This window comes from Paraburkholderia sp. PGU19 (genome assembly GCF_013426915.1).
Classification (GTDB): domain Bacteria; phylum Pseudomonadota; class Gammaproteobacteria; order Burkholderiales; family Burkholderiaceae; genus Paraburkholderia.
Window position 1 is genome coordinate 2,038,617 of sequence record NZ_AP023181.1, and the last position, 20,711, is coordinate 2,059,327.

At 60.8% G+C, this 20,711-nt stretch carries 18 protein-coding genes and 2 pseudogenes; 11 read left to right on the forward strand and 9 right to left on the reverse strand.

What is annotated here, in order from left to right:
- Positions 1-4 precede the first annotated feature (4 nt).
- A complete protein-coding gene (locus tag H1204_RS38885; protein ID WP_180733971.1) occupies positions 5-1,126 on the forward strand; it encodes a DUF2817 domain-containing protein in 1,122 nt (373 codons plus the stop codon).
- 6 nt (positions 1,127-1,132) lie between these two features.
- Here the strand turns inward: H1204_RS38885 and H1204_RS38890 are convergent, their stop codons facing one another.
- From H1204_RS38890 to H1204_RS38915, 6 genes are all read right to left on the reverse strand, one after another.
- A complete protein-coding gene (locus H1204_RS38890) occupies positions 1,133-1,960 on the reverse strand; it encodes an ABC transporter permease (protein WP_180733972.1) in 828 nt (275 codons plus the stop codon).
- A 30-nt stretch (positions 1,961-1,990) separates the two neighbouring features.
- Positions 1,991-3,244 (reverse strand): ABC transporter permease, encoded by a 1,254-nt coding sequence (locus H1204_RS38895; protein ID WP_180735191.1) that lies wholly within the window; start codon positions 3,242-3,244, stop codon positions 1,991-1,993.
- Between the two features lie 67 nt (positions 3,245-3,311).
- Positions 3,312-4,367, reverse strand: a complete 1,056-nt coding sequence (locus H1204_RS38900) for an ABC transporter substrate-binding protein (protein ID WP_180733973.1) — start codon at positions 4,365-4,367, stop codon at positions 3,312-3,314.
- A 1-nt stretch (position 4,368) separates the two neighbouring features.
- Positions 4,369-5,556 (reverse strand): ABC transporter ATP-binding protein, encoded by a 1,188-nt coding sequence (locus H1204_RS38905; protein WP_180733974.1) that lies wholly within the window; start codon positions 5,554-5,556, stop codon positions 4,369-4,371.
- Positions 5,557-5,588: 32 nt separating this feature from the next.
- Positions 5,589-6,737 carry an SRPBCC family protein gene (locus H1204_RS38910; protein WP_180733975.1) on the reverse strand — a complete coding sequence of 383 codons (1,149 nt, stop codon included), beginning with the start codon at positions 6,735-6,737 and terminating at the stop codon, positions 5,589-5,591.
- Positions 6,738-6,928: 191 nt separating this feature from the next.
- The gene (locus H1204_RS38915; protein WP_180733976.1) at positions 6,929-7,855 is read right to left on the reverse strand and encodes a LysR family transcriptional regulator; all 927 of its coding nucleotides are present in this window, start codon (positions 7,853-7,855) and stop codon (positions 6,929-6,931) included.
- A gap of 243 nt (positions 7,856-8,098) precedes the next feature.
- On the opposite strand from H1204_RS38915, the gene H1204_RS38920 reads away from it, so the two are divergent.
- The 8 genes and pseudogenes from H1204_RS38920 (at position 8,099) to H1204_RS51920 (ending at position 15,230) form a co-directional block, all read left to right on the forward strand.
- On the forward strand, positions 8,099-9,436 hold the full coding sequence (locus H1204_RS38920) for an NAD(P)/FAD-dependent oxidoreductase (protein WP_180733977.1): 1,338 nt from the start codon (positions 8,099-8,101) through the stop codon (positions 9,434-9,436).
- A 54-nt stretch (positions 9,437-9,490) separates the two neighbouring features.
- The gene (locus tag H1204_RS38925; RefSeq protein ID WP_180733978.1) at positions 9,491-9,928 is read left to right on the forward strand and encodes a RidA family protein; all 438 of its coding nucleotides are present in this window, start codon (positions 9,491-9,493) and stop codon (positions 9,926-9,928) included.
- A 10-nt stretch (positions 9,929-9,938) separates the two neighbouring features.
- Positions 9,939-10,616, forward strand: a complete 678-nt coding sequence (locus tag H1204_RS38930; RefSeq protein WP_180733979.1) for a DUF1028 domain-containing protein — start codon at positions 9,939-9,941, stop codon at positions 10,614-10,616.
- The gene (gene argE / locus H1204_RS38935) at positions 10,609-11,778 is read left to right on the forward strand and encodes an acetylornithine deacetylase (RefSeq protein WP_180733980.1); all 1,170 of its coding nucleotides are present in this window, start codon (positions 10,609-10,611) and stop codon (positions 11,776-11,778) included. The genes H1204_RS38930 and argE overlap by 8 nt, the downstream gene beginning before the upstream one ends.
- 93 nt (positions 11,779-11,871) lie before the next feature.
- Positions 11,872-13,287: a cytosine permease gene (locus tag H1204_RS38940; RefSeq protein ID WP_180733981.1), complete on the forward strand. Its 1,416-nt coding sequence runs from the start codon at positions 11,872-11,874 to the stop codon at positions 13,285-13,287.
- Between the two features lie 304 nt (positions 13,288-13,591).
- The gene (locus tag H1204_RS38945; protein WP_180733982.1) at positions 13,592-13,975 is read left to right on the forward strand and encodes a nuclear transport factor 2 family protein; all 384 of its coding nucleotides are present in this window, start codon (positions 13,592-13,594) and stop codon (positions 13,973-13,975) included.
- 243 nt (positions 13,976-14,218) lie between these two features.
- A pseudogene (locus tag H1204_RS53040) lies at positions 14,219-14,671 on the forward strand (DJ-1/PfpI family protein); the annotation flags it as partial.
- A 298-nt stretch (positions 14,672-14,969) separates the two neighbouring features.
- The gene (locus H1204_RS51920) at positions 14,970-15,230 is read left to right on the forward strand and encodes a helix-turn-helix domain-containing protein (RefSeq protein WP_346015767.1); all 261 of its coding nucleotides are present in this window, start codon (positions 14,970-14,972) and stop codon (positions 15,228-15,230) included.
- Between the two features lie 65 nt (positions 15,231-15,295).
- Here H1204_RS51920 and H1204_RS38955 read toward each other — a convergent pair whose 3' ends face one another.
- Positions 15,296-16,516, reverse strand: a complete 1,221-nt coding sequence (locus H1204_RS38955) for an MFS transporter (RefSeq protein ID WP_180733983.1) — start codon at positions 16,514-16,516, stop codon at positions 15,296-15,298.
- A 141-nt stretch (positions 16,517-16,657) separates the two neighbouring features.
- On the opposite strand from H1204_RS38955, the gene H1204_RS38960 reads away from it, so the two are divergent.
- Entirely contained in the window at positions 16,658-17,578 is a 921-nt protein-coding gene (locus H1204_RS38960) for a LysR family transcriptional regulator (protein ID WP_180733984.1), read from the forward strand.
- Positions 17,579-17,634: 56 nt separating this feature from the next.
- Here H1204_RS38960 and H1204_RS38965 read toward each other — a convergent pair.
- A pseudogene (locus tag H1204_RS38965) lies at positions 17,635-18,215 on the reverse strand (DNA-3-methyladenine glycosylase).
- A gap of 337 nt (positions 18,216-18,552) precedes the next feature.
- On the opposite strand from H1204_RS38965, the gene H1204_RS38970 reads away from it, so the two are divergent.
- Positions 18,553-19,407, forward strand: coding sequence for an SDR family NAD(P)-dependent oxidoreductase (locus H1204_RS38970; RefSeq protein ID WP_180733985.1), 855 nt, complete (start codon positions 18,553-18,555; stop codon positions 19,405-19,407).
- A 430-nt stretch (positions 19,408-19,837) separates the two neighbouring features.
- Here the strand turns inward: H1204_RS38970 and H1204_RS38975 are convergent, their stop codons facing one another.
- The gene (locus H1204_RS38975; protein WP_180733986.1) at positions 19,838-20,554 is read right to left on the reverse strand and encodes a transposase; all 717 of its coding nucleotides are present in this window, start codon (positions 20,552-20,554) and stop codon (positions 19,838-19,840) included.
- Positions 20,555-20,711: the final 157 nt, after the last annotated feature.

Below are 20,711 nucleotides of genomic sequence, written 5' to 3' on the forward strand. Positions count from 1 at the left end.
CTCTATGAAGATCAACTTTCCCGTCGAACCCGATTTCGACACGCAACGCAATCAGTTTCTCGACGCCGCCCGCGCAGCCGGCGCGGCCTTGACGACGTATGCACATCCTCTGAAAGGACCGAACCGCGAAGCACTCGCGACAGACGTCGCCTGGCTCGGCAAGCCCAACGCTTCACGCGTGCTGATGACGCTGTCGGGCACACATGGCGTCGAGGGCTATTACGGTTCGACATGTCAAACGGCGTGGCTGCACGAACTCGCAACGCATCCACTGCCGGACGATGTCGCCGTGCTGATGGTCCATCTGATCAATCCGTGGGGCACGGCGTGGGTCAGGCGCGTGAACGAGGATAACGTCGACCTGAATCGCAACTACGTCGACTTCACGGCTGCGCTGCCCGACAATCCGCGTTACGAAGCGCTTCACGAAATCTATACGTGCCGCGACATCGACGGACCGCAGAGGCAACATGCCGATGCGCTGCTAGCAAAGCAAATCGACGCGTTGGGGTGGTCGGGGGTACAGGCAATCGTCGGCGCGGGTCAATACCTCCACGCAGACGGTCTGTTCTATGGCGGGCAGCAGCCCACCTGGTCGAACCGCACGCTGCGCGATATCGCAGCGCGTTTCCTCAAGCCCGCTCAGGTTGCGATTGCCTTCGACCTGCATACGGGCGCAGGCGCGTTCGGCCATCCGATGCTGATGTCGATTACACAGTCGGTCTATCCGGGGCTCGCCGACGCGCAACGCCTCTATGGCCCGTGGCTCTACACGCTGCTCACGCATGCGGACGCAGCCGTGAGCGAGACAGGCGTGGTTGCGCGGGCGACGGGCTATACGTCACAAGCGATGCTGGACGCGTTGCCGGATACGCATCTGATGCAACTCGTCATCGAGTGCGGCACCTATCCCGAAGCGCCGATGCACACGGCGCTGCGCGACGACCATTGGCTGCATCTGTACGGTGACCCTCACGATGCGCGAGGACGCGCGATCAGCCGCGCACTGTTCGAATCGTTCATGCCCGCCGATCCCGACTGGCGCGAACTGGTGTGGACGCGCACGCGGCAGATCTGGATGCGCGCGCTGGCGGCGCTGCCCGGCATCACGCCGAAGCAGCGCTAAAGCACTTCAAGCGAGCGCCTGGCTCGCAGCCGCAGCGCGGCTGCGCAGCCAGTTGATGCTCGCGAACAGCAACACCGCAAACACGATCAACATCGTCGCGACGGCGAGGATCGACGGATCGATCGAATCGCGGATGCCGCTCCACATCTGCCGTGGCACGGTAGTCTGATCCGGGCCGCCGATGAACAGAATGACGATCACTTCATCGAACGATGTGGCAAAGGCGAACACACTGCCCGTCGCGACGGCTGGCGCAATCAGCGGCAGCGTCACGCGCCTGAACGCGATCCAGGGCCGGGCGCCAAGACCCGATGCGGCGCGCAGCAGACTCTGATCGAACGACAGCAACGATGCCGTCACGGTGATCACCACAAACGGCGTGCCCAGCGCCGCATGCGCCAGCACGACACCCGGATACGAATTCACGAGCCCGAGCGGCGCGAAGATCAGATAGAACCCGGCCGCAACGACGACGATGGGAACGATCATCGGCGAGATGATGATCGGCATGATCAGCGAACGCAGCGGAAACTGTGTGCGGCTCAGGCCGAGCGCCGCGAGTGTGCCGAGACATGTGGCGATCAGCGTCGAGGCCGCGCCAATGCCGAGGCTGTTCAACAGCGCGCGCTGCCAGTCGCCGCTGGTCAGCGCCTGCTCATACCAGCGCAGCGAAAAGCCCTGCAATGGGTACGAGAAGTACGAACCCGAGTTGAACGAGAGCGGGATGATCGCAAGAATCGGTGCGATCAGAAAGAACAGCACGAGCGCGGTATGCACGCGCACCCAATGCGTCGCGATGCGCTCCGTCAGCACCTTCTTCCGTTGGTTTTGCATGGCGGTCCCTTGTCGTCGTGTAAGCGTCGCTCAACCGAAGCGCAAACGGTCGATGCCGACGATGCGGTTGAACAGGAAGTAGAAGATCGCGGTGAAGATCACGAGATACGCCGACAGCGCACCTGCAAGCCCCCAGTTCAGTTGCGTATTGGTCTGCATCGCGATCAGCTGGCTGATCATCTCGTCGCCTGCTCCACCGAGTAACGCTGGCGTGATGTAGTAGCCGAGCGCGAGCACGAATACGAGGAAGCAGCCCGCGCCGACACCCGGCAGCGTTTGCGGCACATACACGCGCACGAATGCGGTGAACGGATGCGCGCCGAGCGACTGCGCTGCGCGCACGTAAATTGGCGACACACTTTTCATCACCGAATAGATGGCGAGGATCATGTACGGCAACAGCACGTGCGTCATGCCGATCAGCACGCCCGCGCGATTGAAGATGAGCGGGACGGGATGCGTCGCGAGCCCGAGTCCCATCAGCAGGCTGTTGATGACGCCGCCCGGCTGCAACAGCACATACCATGCGGTGGTACGCACCAGCAGCGACGTCCAGAACGGCACGATCACGAGCAGCATCAGACGGTTGCTGCTTTTTGCGGGCAGATTGGCGAGCATCCACGCGACGGGATAGCCGAGCAGCAGACACAGCACCGTGACCGTCGCGCTGATCGAGATCGTGCGCAGGAACGCCTGCCGATAGACCGACGAGTTGTCCGGCACGAATTCGACCGAGCCTTGGGGCGTGACCTGCGCATCGATGGCGGCGAGCAGATAGTCCGGTGTCGGCGATGCGGCGGCGCGTTTCAACAGACGCCAGGTTTCCGGCGAGTTCCAGCGCTCGTCCATTTCAATGAGCGCGGGTTTCCATGCGGGCGGCGCGTCGGCCGGCAAGTTGCGCGCGGTGCGCATCAGCAGGCTGCGAAATTCGGCCTGAGCGAAGTTCAGGCGTCGCGCAACCGTGCCGAGTTGCCCGCTCCCTTGCGCCTCCTTCAAGCCCGACGCAAGCAGCGCGAAGGTGCGCTCGTCGGGGACGCCGCGCCCGTCCCATGCATCGAGCGCGCGAGTGAGCGCGGGCATGCTGTCGGGCACCTCGTGGTTCTGCACGCTGCGCGCGAGCAGCAACGCGATGGGCGCGATGAACGTCGATAGCAGGAACAGGATCAGCGGCAGCGCAAGCAGCAGCGCCTGAGCCGACGCGCGGCGCTGCGCCTTCTGGAACGAAGCGCGGCCGTTGGCTCTCGTCGGAGAGCCCGAAGCCGCGGCTTGGGCCGATACGGGCATGCTGGTAGTCACGTCGGGCTCTCTTTGCTCTCGTTGCGCTGTTTAAACAGCGAAGTTACTGCCGGGGTTACTGAGTAAGCCAGGTCTGGAAGCGCTTGTTGATCTGGTCCGCGTTGTCGGCCCAGAAGCCCGCATTGATCTGCAACGCACGTTTGAAGTTCTGCGGCGAGGTCGGCAGATCGGACAGGCGCTGCTTGTCGACGAGCGCGATCGCATCCTTACGCGGCGGCGCGTAGGCGATGTACTTCGACAGATCGGCATACGCTTTCGGCTGCGAAGCGGAAACGATGAACTTCGCCGCCGCGTCTGCGTGCTTCGCGCCCGTCGGAATGCCCCACCAGTCGAAGTCGTAGACCTGCGCGTCCCAGACGGCCTTGAACGGCTTGTTGTCTTTCTTCGCGGCATCGTCGATGCGGCCGTTGTAGGCCTGCGTCATCACCACCGCGCCGTCCGCGAGCAACTGCGGCGCCTGGGCGCCCGATTCCCACCAGACGATGTTCTTCTTGATCGTGTCGAGCTTCTTGAAAGCGCGATCGACGCCTGCGGGCGTGGCGAGTACCTTGTACACATCCTTCGGATCGACGCCGTCGGCAATCAGCGCCCATTCCATCGATACCTTCGGCGACTTGCGCAGCCCGCGCTTGCCCGGGAATTTCTGCAGGTCGAAGAAGTCGGCGACGGTGGTTGGCGCGGTCTTCAGCTTGCTCGCATCGTAGGCAAAGACGGTGGACCAGACCATGCTCGCTACCGCGCAATCGCTGATCGAGCCGGGAATGAAATCGCTCGTCTTGCCTATTGTTTTCTTGTCGAACTTCTGCAGCAGGCCTTCGTCGCAGGCCGTGATTGCATCGTTCGTTTCGAGGTCGATCAGGTCCCATGTGGTGTTCTTCGCCTGTTCCATCGCGGAAAGCTTGGCGAGGCCGCCGTCATAGGATTCCGTCGAAAAGCCTACGCCCGTGGCTTGCGTGAACGGCTCGAAATAGGCTTTCTTCGCAGCCGCTTCATAGGCGCCGCCGAACGTCACGACGGAAAGTGTTTCCGCAGCCTGAGCACCGGCGGCGAAGAAAGCGACGACGGAGAGGGCGGCAAGTGCGGCACGTTGTGCCTTGATTTGAGTGCGCATGTCAGTTGGCTCCTGCAGGTGCGGTCGTAATGATGGTAGGTAACGGAGACGGCGGGGAGTAATTGGCAGGCGCGTTGCGATGCGCGCTTGCCGTCATTGCGAGAATCTTGCAATCGTCGTGGCGCCATGCGACCTCGACCATGTTGCCTGGCGAGGGCAGTGCGTGACGCTGCGTGTTGGGCACCTTGACGACGATGCTATCGCGCGCGCCGAGCTTCAGATGAACGCGGTGATGATCGCCGCAATACACCAGTTCTTCGACACGGGCTTGCACGACGTTGCTGTGTCCGTCGACCTGCGTGCCTTCGGCGCTCGGGATATGCGCGCGCTCGGGGCGCAGCGCGAGCATCGCGTCGTCGCCTTCGCGCAGGCCGTTTTCGCAGCGCCCGCGAATGATGCTGCCGTCCGCCAGCGCGAGGGTCGCGCTGTCGTCGCTTACGTTGGTGACGCGTCCCGTCAGCCCATTGTTCTCGCCGACGAAGTTCGCGACGAAGGCATTCTGCGCATTCTCGTAAAGCTCGCTCGGCGTGGCGGCCTGCTGGATGCGGCCATCGGAGAAGACGGCGACGCGGTTCGACATCGTCAGCGCTTCGGCCTGATCGTGCGTCACGTAGACGATCGTCAGCGACAGCTCACGATGCAGGCGCATGATTTCGTATTGCATCGTTTCGCGCAGACGCTTGTCGAGCGCGCCGAGCGGCTCGTCCATCAAGACGACGCTCGGCTCGAACACCAGCGCGCGTGCCAGCGCGACGCGTTGCTGCTGTCCGCCCGACAGTTGCGATGGGCGGCGGTTTGCCAGATGCGGCAACTCGATCATCTCCAGTGCGCGCTTCACGCGCGTCTTCTGCTCGGCGCGGCTCACGCGACGAACCGAAAGCGGAAACGCGACGTTCTCAGCAATCGTCAGATGCGGAAAGAGTGCGTAGTTCTGGAACACCATGCCGATGTCGCGCTGATGCGGCGGCTTGTCGTCGAGCCGCCGTCCGTCGAGACGAATCTCGCCTTGCGTGGGCGTTTCGAAACCCGCGAGCATCATCAGCGTGGTGGTCTTGCCTGAACCCGACGGCCCGAGCAGCGACAGAAATTCGCCCTTGCGCACGTCGAGGTTCAGATCGTCAACGACGTAATGCGCGCCGTCATACGATTTGCTCACGCCCGAGAATGAGATGAAGGAAGGGTTTGACATCGTGCTGGCGTCCTGTCGGTGTTGCTTCGTAATCAATGCGTGCCGATCTTCGCCGCGAGATAGCGCGCGAAGTCATAGTTAGGGCGTTCGAGATGGCTCAGATGACCGGGCTTGGCAAGCGGTGCATGCACGCCGCGAAATACAGCTTCCACGCCGCGTCGGTCTTCCGCGTTCACGTCGTCGAGGAGCTTCTTGAGTGTCGCCATATACGCATGGGCCTGCGGATCGGCGACGAACTCCGGCGCCAGTCCGCCGCCGAAGCGGATATGCACGCGCCCCACGCCTTCAGGCTGAAGCACGAGATACCAGAAGTAGCCCGGCGTCAGCGTCACGAGATGCGTTGGGTAAATCGCAAGCAGGGCCGTGGTCTTGCGCCAATGTCCCGTCAGACGCGTGTTGTCCGGATGCGCGTTGCCGATCGGCAAGGACGCTTCCTTCGTGATCCAGTGATAGTTGAAGGCCGGAAGGCCGGGCGGGCATTCCATTTCTTCGAGCCGCGAATGCGGGCCTACCGTCGCGCGATGCAGCATCGGCAGGTGATAGCTCTCCATGAAGTTTTCCGCGAGGATCTTCCAGTTCGTGTCCCACACGTGCTCTTCATAGAAAGTTTCGATGTAGTCGGACATGCCGTATGCGCCGATCAGCTCGTTCAATTCAGCGAGTTGTGCGTGAATAGGCAGGGCGTTCGCATCGAGCGTCACGTAAATCCAGCCTTGCCATTCTTCGCAACGCACGGCAGGCAGTCGATAACTTCCCTTGCAGAAACCTTCTTGCCGATCCATCAGCGGTGCGCCTTTCAGCGCGCCATCGAGCGAATAATTCCACGCGTGATAGGGGCACACGATCCTGCGCACATTGCCGCGTCCTTCGAGCAGCACCGACATGCGATGCAGGCAGACATTCGACATCGCCTTCAATTGCATCTGCTCGTCGCGCAGCACGACGATCGGCTGGTCGCCGATCCGTGCGGTCAGGTAGTCGCCGGCATCCTTCAGCGCGCTCGCGCGGCCGGCGCATTGCCATTCGCGCGAGAAGATATCGCGCTCTTCCAGCGCGAGAAATTCGGGTGACGTGTAGACACCGGGCGGCATCGAACGCGCTTCGCTGAAGGGCCGATCGCAACCGGTCAGCAGATCATCGACCAGCGCTTCGATTGCGATCGTCCTTGCCGGGTGTGCCATGTCGCCCTCCTTGTTTCGAGCTTGCGAGAGCGCGCCGACGCTGGATTGCGTGGTGTTGCGCTCGACATGGACATCAATCTATCAAGCCAAATTCCCAGCCAAAATATTGTTTTTGGATGCAAAGCAAAGCTTTTTACTATGTAGCGCCGATGCTCGCTTGCGCGAGCTTTGCCGTGTGTTTCGAACAGGGTTTACGTGTCCAGATGCAGCCGCCGGATATAGGTCTCGCAATACGACGCAAACCGTTGCACCACTTGTCTGGGCCGCATCGTGCGCGATTGCGCGATGCCGAGTGTCGTCGCGTTGACGTTGTCCTTGAAGCGCTTCACGACGAAGTCTTCGCCGTCCACGGTACGGTTCGACTTGAGCGGAAAGTTGAGGATGCTGTAGCCGAGTCCGTTCGCCACCATGCCGCGCACGACCTCCGGCTGCGACGAGCGGAACGCCGGCACGGGCCGGCTGCCCACGGCATCAAACAGTGCGGCGAAATATTCGCGGCTATGCGGCAGATCCAGCATCACGTAAGGCTCGTGCAACAGGTCCGTCAGCGACACCTTGCGCGCGCGGGCAAGACGGTGAGAGGTCGGCAGGATCACGTACGGCGGCAGCGACAACAGCGGCGTGAAGGCGATGTCTTCCGTCAGGTCGAGGCTATAGGTCAGAACTATGTCGAGCGAACCGTCGTGCAGACCTCTTAGCAGACCGTCCTGATGCGCTTCGACCGTTCGAAACGAAATGCCCGCATGCTCGCTCGCGAACCGGCTGATAAGCCTGGGCATCAAGGGCGGCGCGAGCGAGACCAGGCAGCCGAGCGCAATCGAGCCCGTCATGCCGCCGTCCATCTCTTTGGCGGATGTCTGCAATTCTTCGGCGATCTTCAGCAGATTGCGCGCCTGTCCAAGCAGATCGCGACCGGCTTGCGTAAGCGACAGGCCGCTTGCGTGATGTCTGATGAAAAGCTGCACGCCAAATGACGATTCGAGGTCGGCGAGTGCCGTCGAGATGGACGGCTGCGAGATATGCAGGCGCTTCGCGGCGGCCGTGAAGGACAGCGCTTCTGCCGTGACCACGAAATAGCGCAACTGACGAAGCGAGTAACGCAGGGGATGGTTTTCCATCGGCAATGCTCCAGATTCGGGCGTTCATTGCGCACCATTGTGAGGCGTTCAAAAAACGCTGCATAGGTAAATCCCATGCGATGCATTTTTTAAATATATTTTTCAGATTCGAGGGGCGCGCGTAGATTCTGCACCAGGACAGCAGATACACGGTGCTGCGCGCCGATCGACAAGTCGCTTCGCCCGCATCGAACGCGACATCACGACGGCTCGAATCAAACCGCCTTTGAGAAGGACTTAGCCATGGCAGTGAAAAGAACGTCAATCGACACGCTCGTAGTCGGCGCCGGTCAGGCCGGCGTGGCGATGAGCGAACATTTGAGCAATATCGGCGTGCCGCATATCGTGCTGGAACGCGCCCGTATCGCCGAGCGGTGGCGCACGGGACGCTGGGATTCGCTGGTTGCCAATGGACCCGCCTGGCACGATCGCTTCCCTAATCTGGAGTTCGCCGAAGTCGATCCGGATGGCTTCGCGTCGAAGGATCAGGTTGCGGATTACTTCGTCGCCTATGCGAAGAAATTCGATGCGCCGATCCGCACGGGCGTCGAAGTGAAGAAGGTCGTGCGCAATGCGGGCCACCAGGGCTTCATCGTCGAGACCTCGGACGGTACGTTCGAAGCCAGCCGTGTGGTCGTCGCGACGGGACCGTTTCAACGCCCGTTGATTCCCGCCGTTGCGCCGAAATCGGATCGGTTCACGCAGATTCATTCCGCCGACTATCGCAACCCGCAGCAGTTGCCCGAAGGCGGCGTGCTCGTGATTGGCGCAGGTTCATCGGGCGTACAGATCGCGGATGAACTGCAGCGTTCGGGCAGGCAGGTGTATCTGTCCGTCGGGCCGCACGATCGCCCGCCGCGCGGGTATCGTGGCCGGGACTTCTGCTGGTGGCTCGGCGTGCTCGGTGAATGGGATGCCGAAGTCATGCGCCCGGGCAAGGAGCACGTGACCATCGCGGTGAGCGGTGCGCGCGGCGGCCATACAGTGGACTTCCGACGTCTTGCGCATCAGGGCGTCACGCTCGTCGGTCTGACGAAATCGTTCGACGATAGCGTCGTAACGTTCGACTCGGATCTCGCGGACAACATCGCGCGCGGTGACGAAAACTATCTGTCGCTGCTCGATGCAGCGGATGCCTACGCGGCCCGCAACGGTCTCGATCTTCCGGAAGAACCGGAGGCGCGCGTCATTCCCGCAGACCCTGATTGTGTAATCAATCCGATTCTCGAACTCGATCTGGTCAAGGCAGGCGTCACGTCGATCATCTGGGCGACCGGCTATGCCGTTGATTTCAACTGGCTGCAAGTCGATGCCTTCGACGAGAAAGGCAAGCCGAAGCATCAGCGTGGTGTTTCGAAAGAACCAGGCATCTATTTTTTGGGTCTTCCGTGGCTGTCGCGTCGCGGTTCTGCATTCATCTGGGGCGTGTGGCATGACGCGAAGCACATTGCAGATCACATCGCCACGCAGCGCAAATATCTCGCGTACTACGACGCGCCCGATAGCCACTCCAAGGCGCCGAATGACGATGCCGTAGCCGATTCACGCATTCACAAAGTCAGCGAACTCGACCTGAGTTGACTCGCACGCGAACGCGATCCGCATTCTCCCTTTATTTCGTATCAAGGTGCATTGATGAGCCAACCTACGCATACCCGTATCCGCATGTTCAACACGAAGGACACGTACCCGAACCAGACGCTCGACAACGACCTGTGTCAGGCCGTGCGCGCGGGCAATACGGTGTACGTCCGTGGCCAGGTAGGGACCAGTTTCGACGGGCAGCTCGTAGGACTCGGCGATCCGCGCGCACAGGCCGAGCAGGCGATGAAGAACGTCAAGCAGTTGCTCGAAGAAGCGGGCAGCGACATGTCGCACATCGTCAAGACTACTACGTTTCTGACGGACGTGAGGTATCGCGAGCCCGTGTATCAGGAAGTCGGCAAGTGGCTCAAGGGTGTGTTCCCGATTTCGACGGGCCTGGTCGTCACGGCTTTGGGTCAACCGCAGTGGCTGATGGAGATCGACGTGATCGCCGTTATTCCGGAAGGATGGACGCGGTCTCAGGATTGAGGAACACGACATGACTTTTTCTATCGTCGGACGTTGTGCGCAAACCGGGCAACTCGGCATCGCGATCAGTTCGTCGAGCATCGCAGTGGGCGCGCGATGCCCGTGGTTGCGCGCAGGCGTCGGCGCAGTGGCGACGCAGAACGTGACGTTGCCCGCGCTCGGTCCGCAGATTCTCGATCTGCTGGAGCACACGCTACTCGAACCCGCCGCGGCGCTGGACCGTGCGCTCGGGGCGAACGACTGGAGCGAGTATCGACAGGTCACGGTGATCGACGCCAGCGGACGCACCGCGTTTTTCAGCGGCAAGCAGGCGCTAGGCACGTATCACGCGGTGGCGGGCGAGCAATGCGTCGCGGCGGGCAACATGCTTGCGGGCATCCACGTGATCGAGGCGATGGCGCCTGCATTCGCGAGTGCGAATGGCGCGCTGGCCGATCGCCTGCTCGCGGCGATGCATGCCGCGATGGCGGCGGGCGGCGAAGCGGGCCCTGTGCATTCGGCGGCGCTGAAGATCGTCGGCGATCAGAGCTGGCCGATCGTGGATTTGCGCATCGACTGGGCCGACGACGATCCCCTCGGCAAGCTCGACGGCCTCTGGCAAGCGTACAAGCCGCAAATGCAGGATTACGTGACCCGTGCGCTCAATCCAACGGCCGCGCCGAGTTATGGAGTGCCGGGCGATGAGTGACAATTCGAGCCGCGCGCTGCTCGAACGGCTGATCGGATTTCCCACCGTCAGCCGGGACTCCAATCTGGAGATGATCGGTTTCATCCGGCACTACCTCGGCGATCTCGGTGTTCGAAGCGAGCTGTTCTACAACGCCGAGCGCACGAAGGCGAATCTGTTCGCGACGATCGGACCCGATGATAGCGGCGGCATCGTGCTATCCGGTCACACCGACGTGGTGCCTGTCGACGGACAGCCGTGGACGGTCGAGCCGTTCCGCCTGAGCGAACAGGACGGGCGCCTGTACGGACGCGGCACGGCCGATATGAAAGGCTTCATTGCATCGGTATTGGCAGCGGTGCCTGCGTTTCTTTCACGCGATCTGAAAGTGCCTGTGCATCTTGCGTTCTCCTATGACGAGGAGGTGGGATGTCTCGGCGTGCGGCCGATGCTCGCGGAACTCGCGAAGCGCGCGCACAAGCCTGCGTTGTGCCTGATTGGCGAACCGACGGAATTGAAGCCGGTGCTGGGTCACAAAGGCAAGCTGGCGATGCGCTGCCAGGTCAAGGGCGCGCCTTGCCATTCGGCATACGCGCCCTATGGCGTCAATGCAATTCAGTATGCGGCGCGGCTCATCAACCGTCTCGAAGAGATCGGCGAGCAGTTGTCCTTGCCTGAACAGCACGACGAACGCTTCGACCCACCGTATTCGACGGTGCAAACGGGCGTCATCAAAGGTGGCCGCGCGCTCAACATCGTGCCAGCCGAATGTGAATTCGATTTCGAGGTGCGGGCGCTGCCAGGCTACGACGCAACGCACGTGGCCGACGAATTGCAAAACTACGCGCAGACCCAGCTATTGCCGAAGATGCGCGCGGTGAATGCCGAAACCGATATTCGCCTGGAGTCGCTTTCGGCTTACCCCGGACTCGCAACGCCGCCCGACAGCGACGCCGCGCAGTTGCTCGCGCTGCTGTGTGGCTCCCGCGAGTTCGGCACGGTGGCATTCGGCACCGAGGGCGGACTTTTCAATCAGGCGGGCATACCCGCCGTGGTCTGCGGGCCGGGCAGCATGGATCAGGGACACAAGCCGGACGAATTCGTGACGGTCGAACAACTGGAAGCGTGCGACGCGATGTTGACGCGACTCGCGGATTACCTCTCGACCCGGTCCGACTCGTGATTCGAATGGATGAATGCAAGCAACGAGCGCGCTCGGGCCACGCCTGAGCCGCTGAATATCGCAGCGCAGCTGCGCGAGACAGGAGACAGCATCTTGGCCACCACGGACAGCAAAGCTTCCCAATTGATCGAAAAACACACGATTGGCTATGTGCCACGCGAGGATCGTCACGGCAAGGTGCGCGATCTGTTCACACTCTGGTTCGGCGGCAATATTGCGCCGTTGCCTATCGTGACGGGCGCGCTCGGCGTCCAGCTTTTCCATCTGAACCTGTTCTGGGGGATCGTCGCGATCATCGTGGGGCAGGCTGTAGGCGGCGTGCTGATGGCGCTGCATTCGGCGCAAGGCCCTCAGATGGGCATTCCGCAGATGATCCAGAGCCGGGCTCAGTTTGGATCGTGGGGCGCGCTGCTGGTCACGGTCATTGCGGGCGTGATGTATGTGGGCTTCTTCGCTTCCAACATCGTGCTGGCGGGGAAATCGTTGCACGGAATCGAATCGACTGTTCCTGTACCGGTGGGCATCGTGCTTGGCGCGTTGGGTTCGGGGCTGATCGGCATCATCGGTTATCGCTTCATTCACATACTGAACCGGATCGGCACTTGGGTGCTCGGCATCGGCATCTTCGTCGGCTTCTGGTACATCCTGACGCACGTTTCGACGGCGGACTTTCTGACGCGCGGCGGTTTCAATATCGCCGGCTGGCTCGCGACGGTCTCGCTGTCCGCGCTCTGGCAAATCGCGTTTGCGCCGTACGTGTCCGACTATTCGCGCTATCTGCCTGAAAACGTCAGTGTTGCGTCGACGTTCTGGGCGACGTATCTGGGCTGTACGATCGGCTCGACGCTCGCGTTCGTGTTCGGCGCCGTTGCCGTGCTGGCCGTGCCGCCCGGCGTCGATGCAATGGATGCCGTCAAGCTTGCGACGGGACCGCTCGGCTTGCCGATGCTGGTGCTCTTCCTGCTCAGCGTCATCAGTCATAACGCGTTGAATCTCTACGGCGCGGTGCTCGCGGCGATCACATCGGTGCAGACCTTTGCGTACCGCTGGATTCCCACGGCCAAAACGCGAGCGGTGTTTTCGTTCGTCATTCTTGCTGCGTGCTGTTATGCCGCGCTCGGGGCTTCGACGAACTTCGTCGGCAATCTGGTCGATCTCGTGCTTGCGCTGCTCGTCGTGCTCGTGCCGTGGACGGCAATCAATCTGATCGATTTCTACGTCATCCATAAAGGCAAGTACGACATCGATTCGATCTTTGAGGCGGAAGGCGGCATTTACGGACGCTTCAATCCGCAAGCGCTCATTGCGTACGCAGTCGGTATTGCCGTGCAGATTCCGTTCATGAACACGCCGATGTACGCCGGTCCTGTGCCCGGTTATCTGGATGGCGCGGACCTTTCGTGGGTGATCGGCCTCGTGCTGACGTCGCCGCTGTACTACTGGCTGGCAACGCGGAATACGACATATCGGCGCCGCCTGAATGCAGGGATGCGGGCGACAGTTCGTTAGGCAAGTGTCGATCTGAAGCGACAGTATGAAAGGAGCCCCGCGCATCGCGGGGCTTCGAACATTCGGACGTGCCACAACAAATGGCTGACGTGAAAAAAAGGACGGCACGTGGGAGAAGGCCGTCGATGAGTCGGGATCGAAGCTTGTTCTACCGTACGCGTGATGCTTAATGGCGCGCCTTCGGACATTTGGGCCTATGCTGTGACATTGGTCGGTGGGTTCGCACTGGCAACGCCCGCACACGCGTTGCTTGTGGCAGAGATTACAAAAGCCCGAATTCACATCCTGATGCTGGAGGTGGCGGATGAAAGAGGAACAGATTCGTGAAGTCCTGAATACGCACTGGCGAGCGTCAGCGGAAGGTGATCTGGACCTGGAACATGATATCTATCACGACGACGCCGTCTGTGATTACCCGCAGTCAGGTGAACGTATTGTCGGACGAATCAATTTGCAGGCGTTGCGCGGTCATCATCCCGGCCGGCCTTCTGGTTTCGATGTCAGGCGAATTCAGGGAAACGGCGATCTGTGGATCACGGAATACACGATCAACTACACGGATCGCGCGACATACGTCGTGAGCATCATGAAGTTCCATGACAATAAGGTCATGCACGAGACCCAGTACTTTTCAGATCCCTTCGACGCACCAGACTGGCGTAGTCAATGGGTTCAGCGAATGGGGTGACGATACCTCTCTGGAAAGCACGCGCTCGCCAACCCTTCTTCCGCGCGCATACCACCCGGACTATACGGAAGTATGAGCCGTCCAACCTATTGCAGTGACGGTTTCAAACAATAGTAGGGTGGTTATCTGTAGGCTATACGACTAGCTTTGACAACAAGGTCGACGTGATTGCGATCATGTCGATCTGGGTGAGTCATGCGAAAGATCATGTCGTTCCAGTCGCACACGTGCGGATCCGGAAAAATGAAAATCGCTATTGTCGTGCTTGACGGTGTGCAAGCGCTGGATATTGCCGGCGCACTCGATGTCTTTTCCGAAGCGAATCAATGCCTGCGGGCAAGCTGTCAGTATCAGGTTTTGTTAGTCGGTGAGCGCGCGGGCCATATCACTTGCTCGAATTCGATGCAGCTTTCCGTCCCGTTCGACTACACAGCGTTTCAAACATCTGTGGATGTTTTGCTGGTAACGGGCAGACCGCACTTGTCGAACGCGCGCCCGAAACGCGACTTCCTGGACTGGTTGCGCGATCGCGCTTTCCAGTCGAAGCGCATCGGCTCGATCTGCAATGGGGCGTTTCTATTAGGGCATGCAGGTGTGCTCAATGGTAGAGAAGTCACCGCCAGTTGGGCCAACGCTAGTGCGCTGGCACGGGAATTCCCGCTGGCTCGAATACGTCCCGACAAAGTCCTGATTCGCGATGGCAACCTGGCCTCTTCCGCCGGTGCGACGGCGGGCTGGCATCTCTGTCTATCTCAGGTCGCAGACGACTGGGGCCATGAATTCGCTGCACGGATCGCGACGCGTCTCGGTATGGACATGGATCATGAGGGCAGACCGTATATCGATCCCGCCGCGGGAAAGACCACGCTCATAGAGAGGGTACAGCGATACGTCACCGATCATATTGCCGATGAACTGTCGATCGAAGAGCTTGCCAGCGCCGTCTCGGTTAGCAGAAGAAGTTTTTCGAGGCATGTTTGCGAAACATGCTCAGATGACTCCATCCGCATTTGTCGAAGAACTTCGTGTGGACGCAGCGAGAAGGATACTAGGTGGGACCGACGACCCGCTGAAGACCATTGCATTCAAATGCGGTTTCCACAATGCCACGCATATGCGAATGGTCTTCCTTAGGCGTATCAATGTGACACCGATCCAATGTCGACAGCAAATGCGGGGTGTCCAGAGCGTATATGGCATGCCGCGACGTATGGAACGGGCGGATCAATCCGTCGACTTTGAGGCTACTGCGTAACGCGCACTTGGATACGCCCCACCATTACATGGCGTTGCCCGTTCACCCTGATCGCATGATCGAAGTCACGATTGGGCAGCGCTTCGCAAGCGCCGGTTGCCACCAAGCCAGTGGTATGCGGAAGCGACGATCCCCAATGCAATGCCGAAGATCACGACGCCCGTCCAGCCGAAGCGCATCATCAGCCAGCCGCTGATCATGACGCCGATTGCGCCGCCGGAAAAGGTGGCCGTCATGTAGAGACTGTTGATGCGGCCCTGCGCCTTGGGATCGACGGCAAAGGCGCGCGTCTGGTTGGACACGAGACCCGACTGCACACCGATATCGAGCACGATGACCCCGATGATCAGGAACGTCAGCGACGACTCCGCGCCGGCCAGCAGCAGATACGCAAGCGTAACGATGCCGATGCTGGCCGCGATGACGGTGCGCGAGCCGAGTCGATCTGCCGCGCGGCCGCCGAGTGAAGCGGCTAGTGCACCCGTCGCGCCAATGATCCCAAAGCCGCCAGCCCACGCGCTGCCAAGATGCTGCGGGCCGTTTGCCAGAAGTGCCGCCAGATTGACCCAAAACGCGTTGAAGCAGGCCCACAGCAGCGCCTGGACAATCATCGATTCACGAATAGGGCGATTGTCCCGAACCAGTGGCCAGAGTGATGCGAGCAGACGTCCGTAGGAAAGATCGGTGGAAGGCACGCCGCGCGGAAGCAGCGACGCGGCAGCAATCCAGACAGGGATCATGAACAGGGCTTCCACGCCGTAGACCGCGCGCCAACCGTAGGCCGCGCCGATCACACCGCTGATCGTGCGACCCAGCAGAATGCCGACCATGATGCCGCTGACGACCGTGCCGACTGAACGCCCGCGCTCACTCGGTAATGACATGACGGCGGCGAACGGTACGAGCTGCTGAGGCACGCAACTGACGATGCCAAGACCGAAAGACGCGCCGATCAGCGGCCAGATGCCGGGTGCAAGCGCGGAACTCAGCGCGAAGACGAAGGCGAGCGCAATCTGCGCGAGCACGAGCTTGCGCCGGTCGAAGCGATCGCCCAGCGGTAACAGCAAGGCGAGGCCCGTCGCAAAGCCGAGCAGCGCCGCGCCGGCGACCAGATCGACGGTGGTCAGATCGACGTGCAGGCCGGAAGCGATCAACGGCAGGATTGGCTGCGTGCAGTAGATGTTGGTGATCACCGCGCCGGCGATGACGGCCATCATGACGATCTTCGCGCGTGACGCGATTGCGTGGGTCTGGGAATTCTTGGACGTATCTGGCAGGCCGTTCACGGCACTCTCCTTTTATTTCGATCTTCAGGGCATGTGCGGCAAGGTGCCGTGGCCCACAGCAAGAAGGTTATGCGCTTGCATTTATAAAGAGAATCTCTCAACATCGGGAATCATCCTTCCATTTTTTGATAGGGCCATCCGATGAATCGGCTTGATTCCATGTCCATCCTTGTCGCTGTCGTTGACTCGGGCAGCTTGTCGGCCGCCGCGCGGCGCCTCGGCATGCCGTTGGCAACCGTGAGCCGCAAGGTGGGAGAACTGGAATCGCATCTGAAGACGCGTCTTATCCAACGCACGACGCGGCAACTCTCATTGACGGAAGCGGGCGCCTCGTATGTGGCGGCGTGCCGGCGCATCCTCGATGAGATTGCAGAAGCCGAGCGCGCGGCGACGGGGGAATACGCGTCTCCCAAGGGCGAACTTGTGGTCACGGCGCCCGTCGTGTTCGGGCGCTTGCACGTCGTGCCCGTGGTTGCGGAATTTCTCGCGCACTATCCGGAAATCGACGTGAGCCTCGTGCTCACGGATCGCGTCGTGCATCTGATGGAGGAGCAGGCGGACGTCGCCATCCGCATTGGAGAACTGCCCGATAGCACGCTCATGGCGACGAGAGTGGGAACTGTGCGCCGGGTTGTCTGCGCGAGTCCCGCGTATCTGGCAACGCATGGCGTGCCCGTCAAACCGCGCGATCTCGCGGCGCATGAGTGCATTACGTTCGAGGTGCTCGCATCCACGCGTGCCTGGGTGTTTGGGTCCGGCAAGTCAGAAGTGTCCGTGCCCGTGCATTCACGGCTTGCCGTCAATACGGCGGAAGCGGCGATCGCAGCCGCGATGCTTGGCGTTGGACTGGTACGCGTGTTGTCCTATCAGGTCGCGGACGCTATTCGCGACAACGCACTGAGCGTCGTGCTCGACGCGTTCGAGTCGGCGCCGTTGCCCATCAGTCTCGTACATAAAGGACAGACGCCTCTGCCACTCAAATTGCGCGCTTTTCTCGACTTCGTGGCGCCGCGTCTGCGCAGCCGTACATCGCGCATACTCGAAGACGCCACGACAAAATGATTGCTATCGATACGACAGTCGTGACGCGTGCATCGGCATGAAGCGCGATTGATCGCTCACGTGTGCTTTGGAAACGGCTTGCTCCAGAACTTCGACGCAGCGAGTCCAAAACGCCAGGGCAACGCGATTGCCTTGGTAATGCCGATTCGCGGCCCCCCACGACGGGTGCCGGTTCCTGCGGCGCTTCGACGTGAAAAGGCGCTTCGAGTAACGACATGCCGTTGTGCCGGTGTGTGATGCCAAGTGCCTGTCCAACGCGGCCCGGTCCAGAACAGAGCAGGCGGATCGGTTCGAGCCCGCGCCGCTGGCGCATCGCGTCCAGGCCGGTCAACGGTTCGATTGCGCGGATCAGTACCCCGGCGCCGTGACCTTCTTCTCGACACACGAAATTGAGGCACCAATGAATGCCGTACGAGCGGTACACGTAGACATGTGCGGGCGGCCCGAAAAGCACGGTGTTGCGCGTCGTCGGCCCGCAGAAAGCATGTGATGCGGGTTCCTCGGGATCGTACGCCTCCGTCTCGACGATACGGCCGCCCACGCCGTCCACCGTCAGGATAGCGCCGATCAGCCGCTGTGCTACCAGCGCTGCGGGCGCAGAAAAATCGATTGGTTCGACGTTGGAAGGAAGGCGCAAGGTCACGGTGGGTAACGATTCTGCTGCAAAGCTATGCAGCGTCACAGATGGTTTTGCGGAAAAGACAGCTTACTCATGTCATAGCCTGCCCGTGAATGCGGCATCGCGTCGACGGGAGTATTCACTATCGCGACTGATGTTTAAAGACGCGCATGGAAAAGACAGGTTTCGCGTTGCTCAATAGTCTCGCCTGATATGGAGTACCTTGATTGCACGAATACGTGGCATGCGTGCTGGCGTAGTAAATGGTGCTACTCTCGTTCCATGCTATCTAACCGCATCGGCATAGCTGCGGTAGCTGTGCAAGCGCGCCGGGACTCATCAAGGAATTCCACACATGTCTCATTCTGCTCTTTCCAAGGGAGCCGTTGCCGTCATCACGGGTGGCGCGGCCGGTATCGGCCTGGCTGCGGCAAAGCGGTTTGCCGAGCTTGGACTTCGTATCTGCATTGCAGACCGCGATGCCGATCGAATTGCGTATGCCGTGGAAGAAGTCGCCAGGTTGAGCGCGAGCGGCGCGCGGGACGTCTTTGGACTCGAAACCGATGTCAGTGCCATTGACGATGTCCGTCGTCTGCACTCAGCCGTTGTCGAAAGATTTGGCGGCACCGACGTCTTGATGAACAACGCCGGCGTTCAACCGGGCAGCGGTATGTTCGGTCCCGACGAGAACTGGACGCGCGTGCTGGGCGTGAATTTGTGGGGCCCAATTCACGGCACGCAGGTTTTCGTACCCGACATGATCACGCGCGGTCGCCCAGGGCTTGTCATCAATACGGGTTCAAAGCAAGGCATTACGACACCGCCAGGGGACCCGGCCTATAACGTGTCGAAAGCCGGATTGAAGGCGTTCACGGAGGCGCTCCAACACGAACTCCGTAACACCCCCGGGTGCAACATAAGCGCACACTTGCTCATTCCCGGTTTCGTGTTCACGGAGTTGACTCGCAAAGGCCGGACGGAAAAGCCCGCTGCGGCATGGACACCCGAGCAAACGGTCGAGTTCATGCTCGAGCGCCTCAGCGCTGGCGACTTCTATATCCTGTGTCCGGATAACGACGTACCGCGTTCGCTCGACGAGCGCCGCATGTTATGGGCGATAGGGGATATCGTAGAAAACAGGCCCGCCTTGTCTCGTTGGCATGCGGACTACGCGGCGGCGTTCGAAGCGTTTATCGAACAGCCTCGCTAGTTGGAGCGGCTTGCACGCGCTGTACATGTTCGGCCGTCTGTTTCGCGCTCGCGCTTCACTCCCACAATCCGCTCTTGTGCGGTGTTCGTCGAGCCTCGCGCCAGCACCACCGGCTCTGAATAGCGATCGTCATTCGCGACGGCTGAACCCCATTGAACGCGGCCCACGCCCAGGAAGTGGAACCGGCAATGCGGTCACGCGCAGAGGCCGCGCAGATCCAGCATCACCATGTCAGGCCGGGACGCGCGACCGATGTGCAGAACAGCGCTGAACTCACGACCTGACCGCCCATTCCAGCGCACCCACCGCATTCGAAAATGAACGCGACGGGCAGGGTGACATCGCGACACCGGCCATGCGGCTTGAAACGCTCTGACCCGACGTAGCACCTCTCAAACAAGCAAGTCTTACCTGCTTGTTGTTCTTTTGATTAGCCCACGTGTGCTCGACCGCGTGTCGTGCGAACGCTAGGCGGGCGGTCGCGTAGCAGCAGGGGCATCAAACGCCGGTTGGCTGTCTGCGCCGCCCACTCGCAATACGCGGCGCTGCCGAGCACCCAGCCCTTGAGCGTCGACTGCATCAGGTTATCGACCTCGAGTTCGTCGAGGGGCTGTGCGCTCAAATCGCGGTAAGCCTCGTGGCGCTCGAACGGCGTGTTGCCGAGCGCCCGATAGAGCGGATGGTCCTTGATGAAGCTATCGGCACGCAGCCCGATGTGATGCGTGTAGCTCGACCACGGGTACTTTCCCGGCTCTGCCACAAGGCGGTTGCGCACCGGCGCATGATCGATGACCTGGCTCGCGAACAGAAAATACCGGTCGGGCTCGATCACTGTTGCACAGTAGTTGCCACGCCACATGGTACCGCGGCGTCCATGGCGGCGGTTGAAGGTCTCGACGTAGCGACGGCAGACCGCCTGCATCGCCATGGCCACGCTCGACTCGTACGAAGGCGTGACGAGGAACTGTACTGCGTCAGGCATGAGTACCCACGCGTGGACTGCCAGATCGGCGACGCGCGCTGCGTCTGCCAGGCAGGCGAGGAAGTACAGGTAGTCTCCTTCGTCCAGGAATGCGGGCCCCGTGAGCCCCTGCAAGATAACGTGCTGCGGTTGTTCTGGGACGTAGTGCCGTGCAAGCCGTGTCATGCTGAATTAACCGGAAATCCGATGTGAGAAAGCGATCCGACAGGTATCGGACGCGTGACGGAACATAACGAAATTCTATCGACTATTTGCGTGCTTTACATCACGAACAGGCCTTTTTTCTGGCCTCTTTTCGCTGATTTGACGATCGCGACCAACA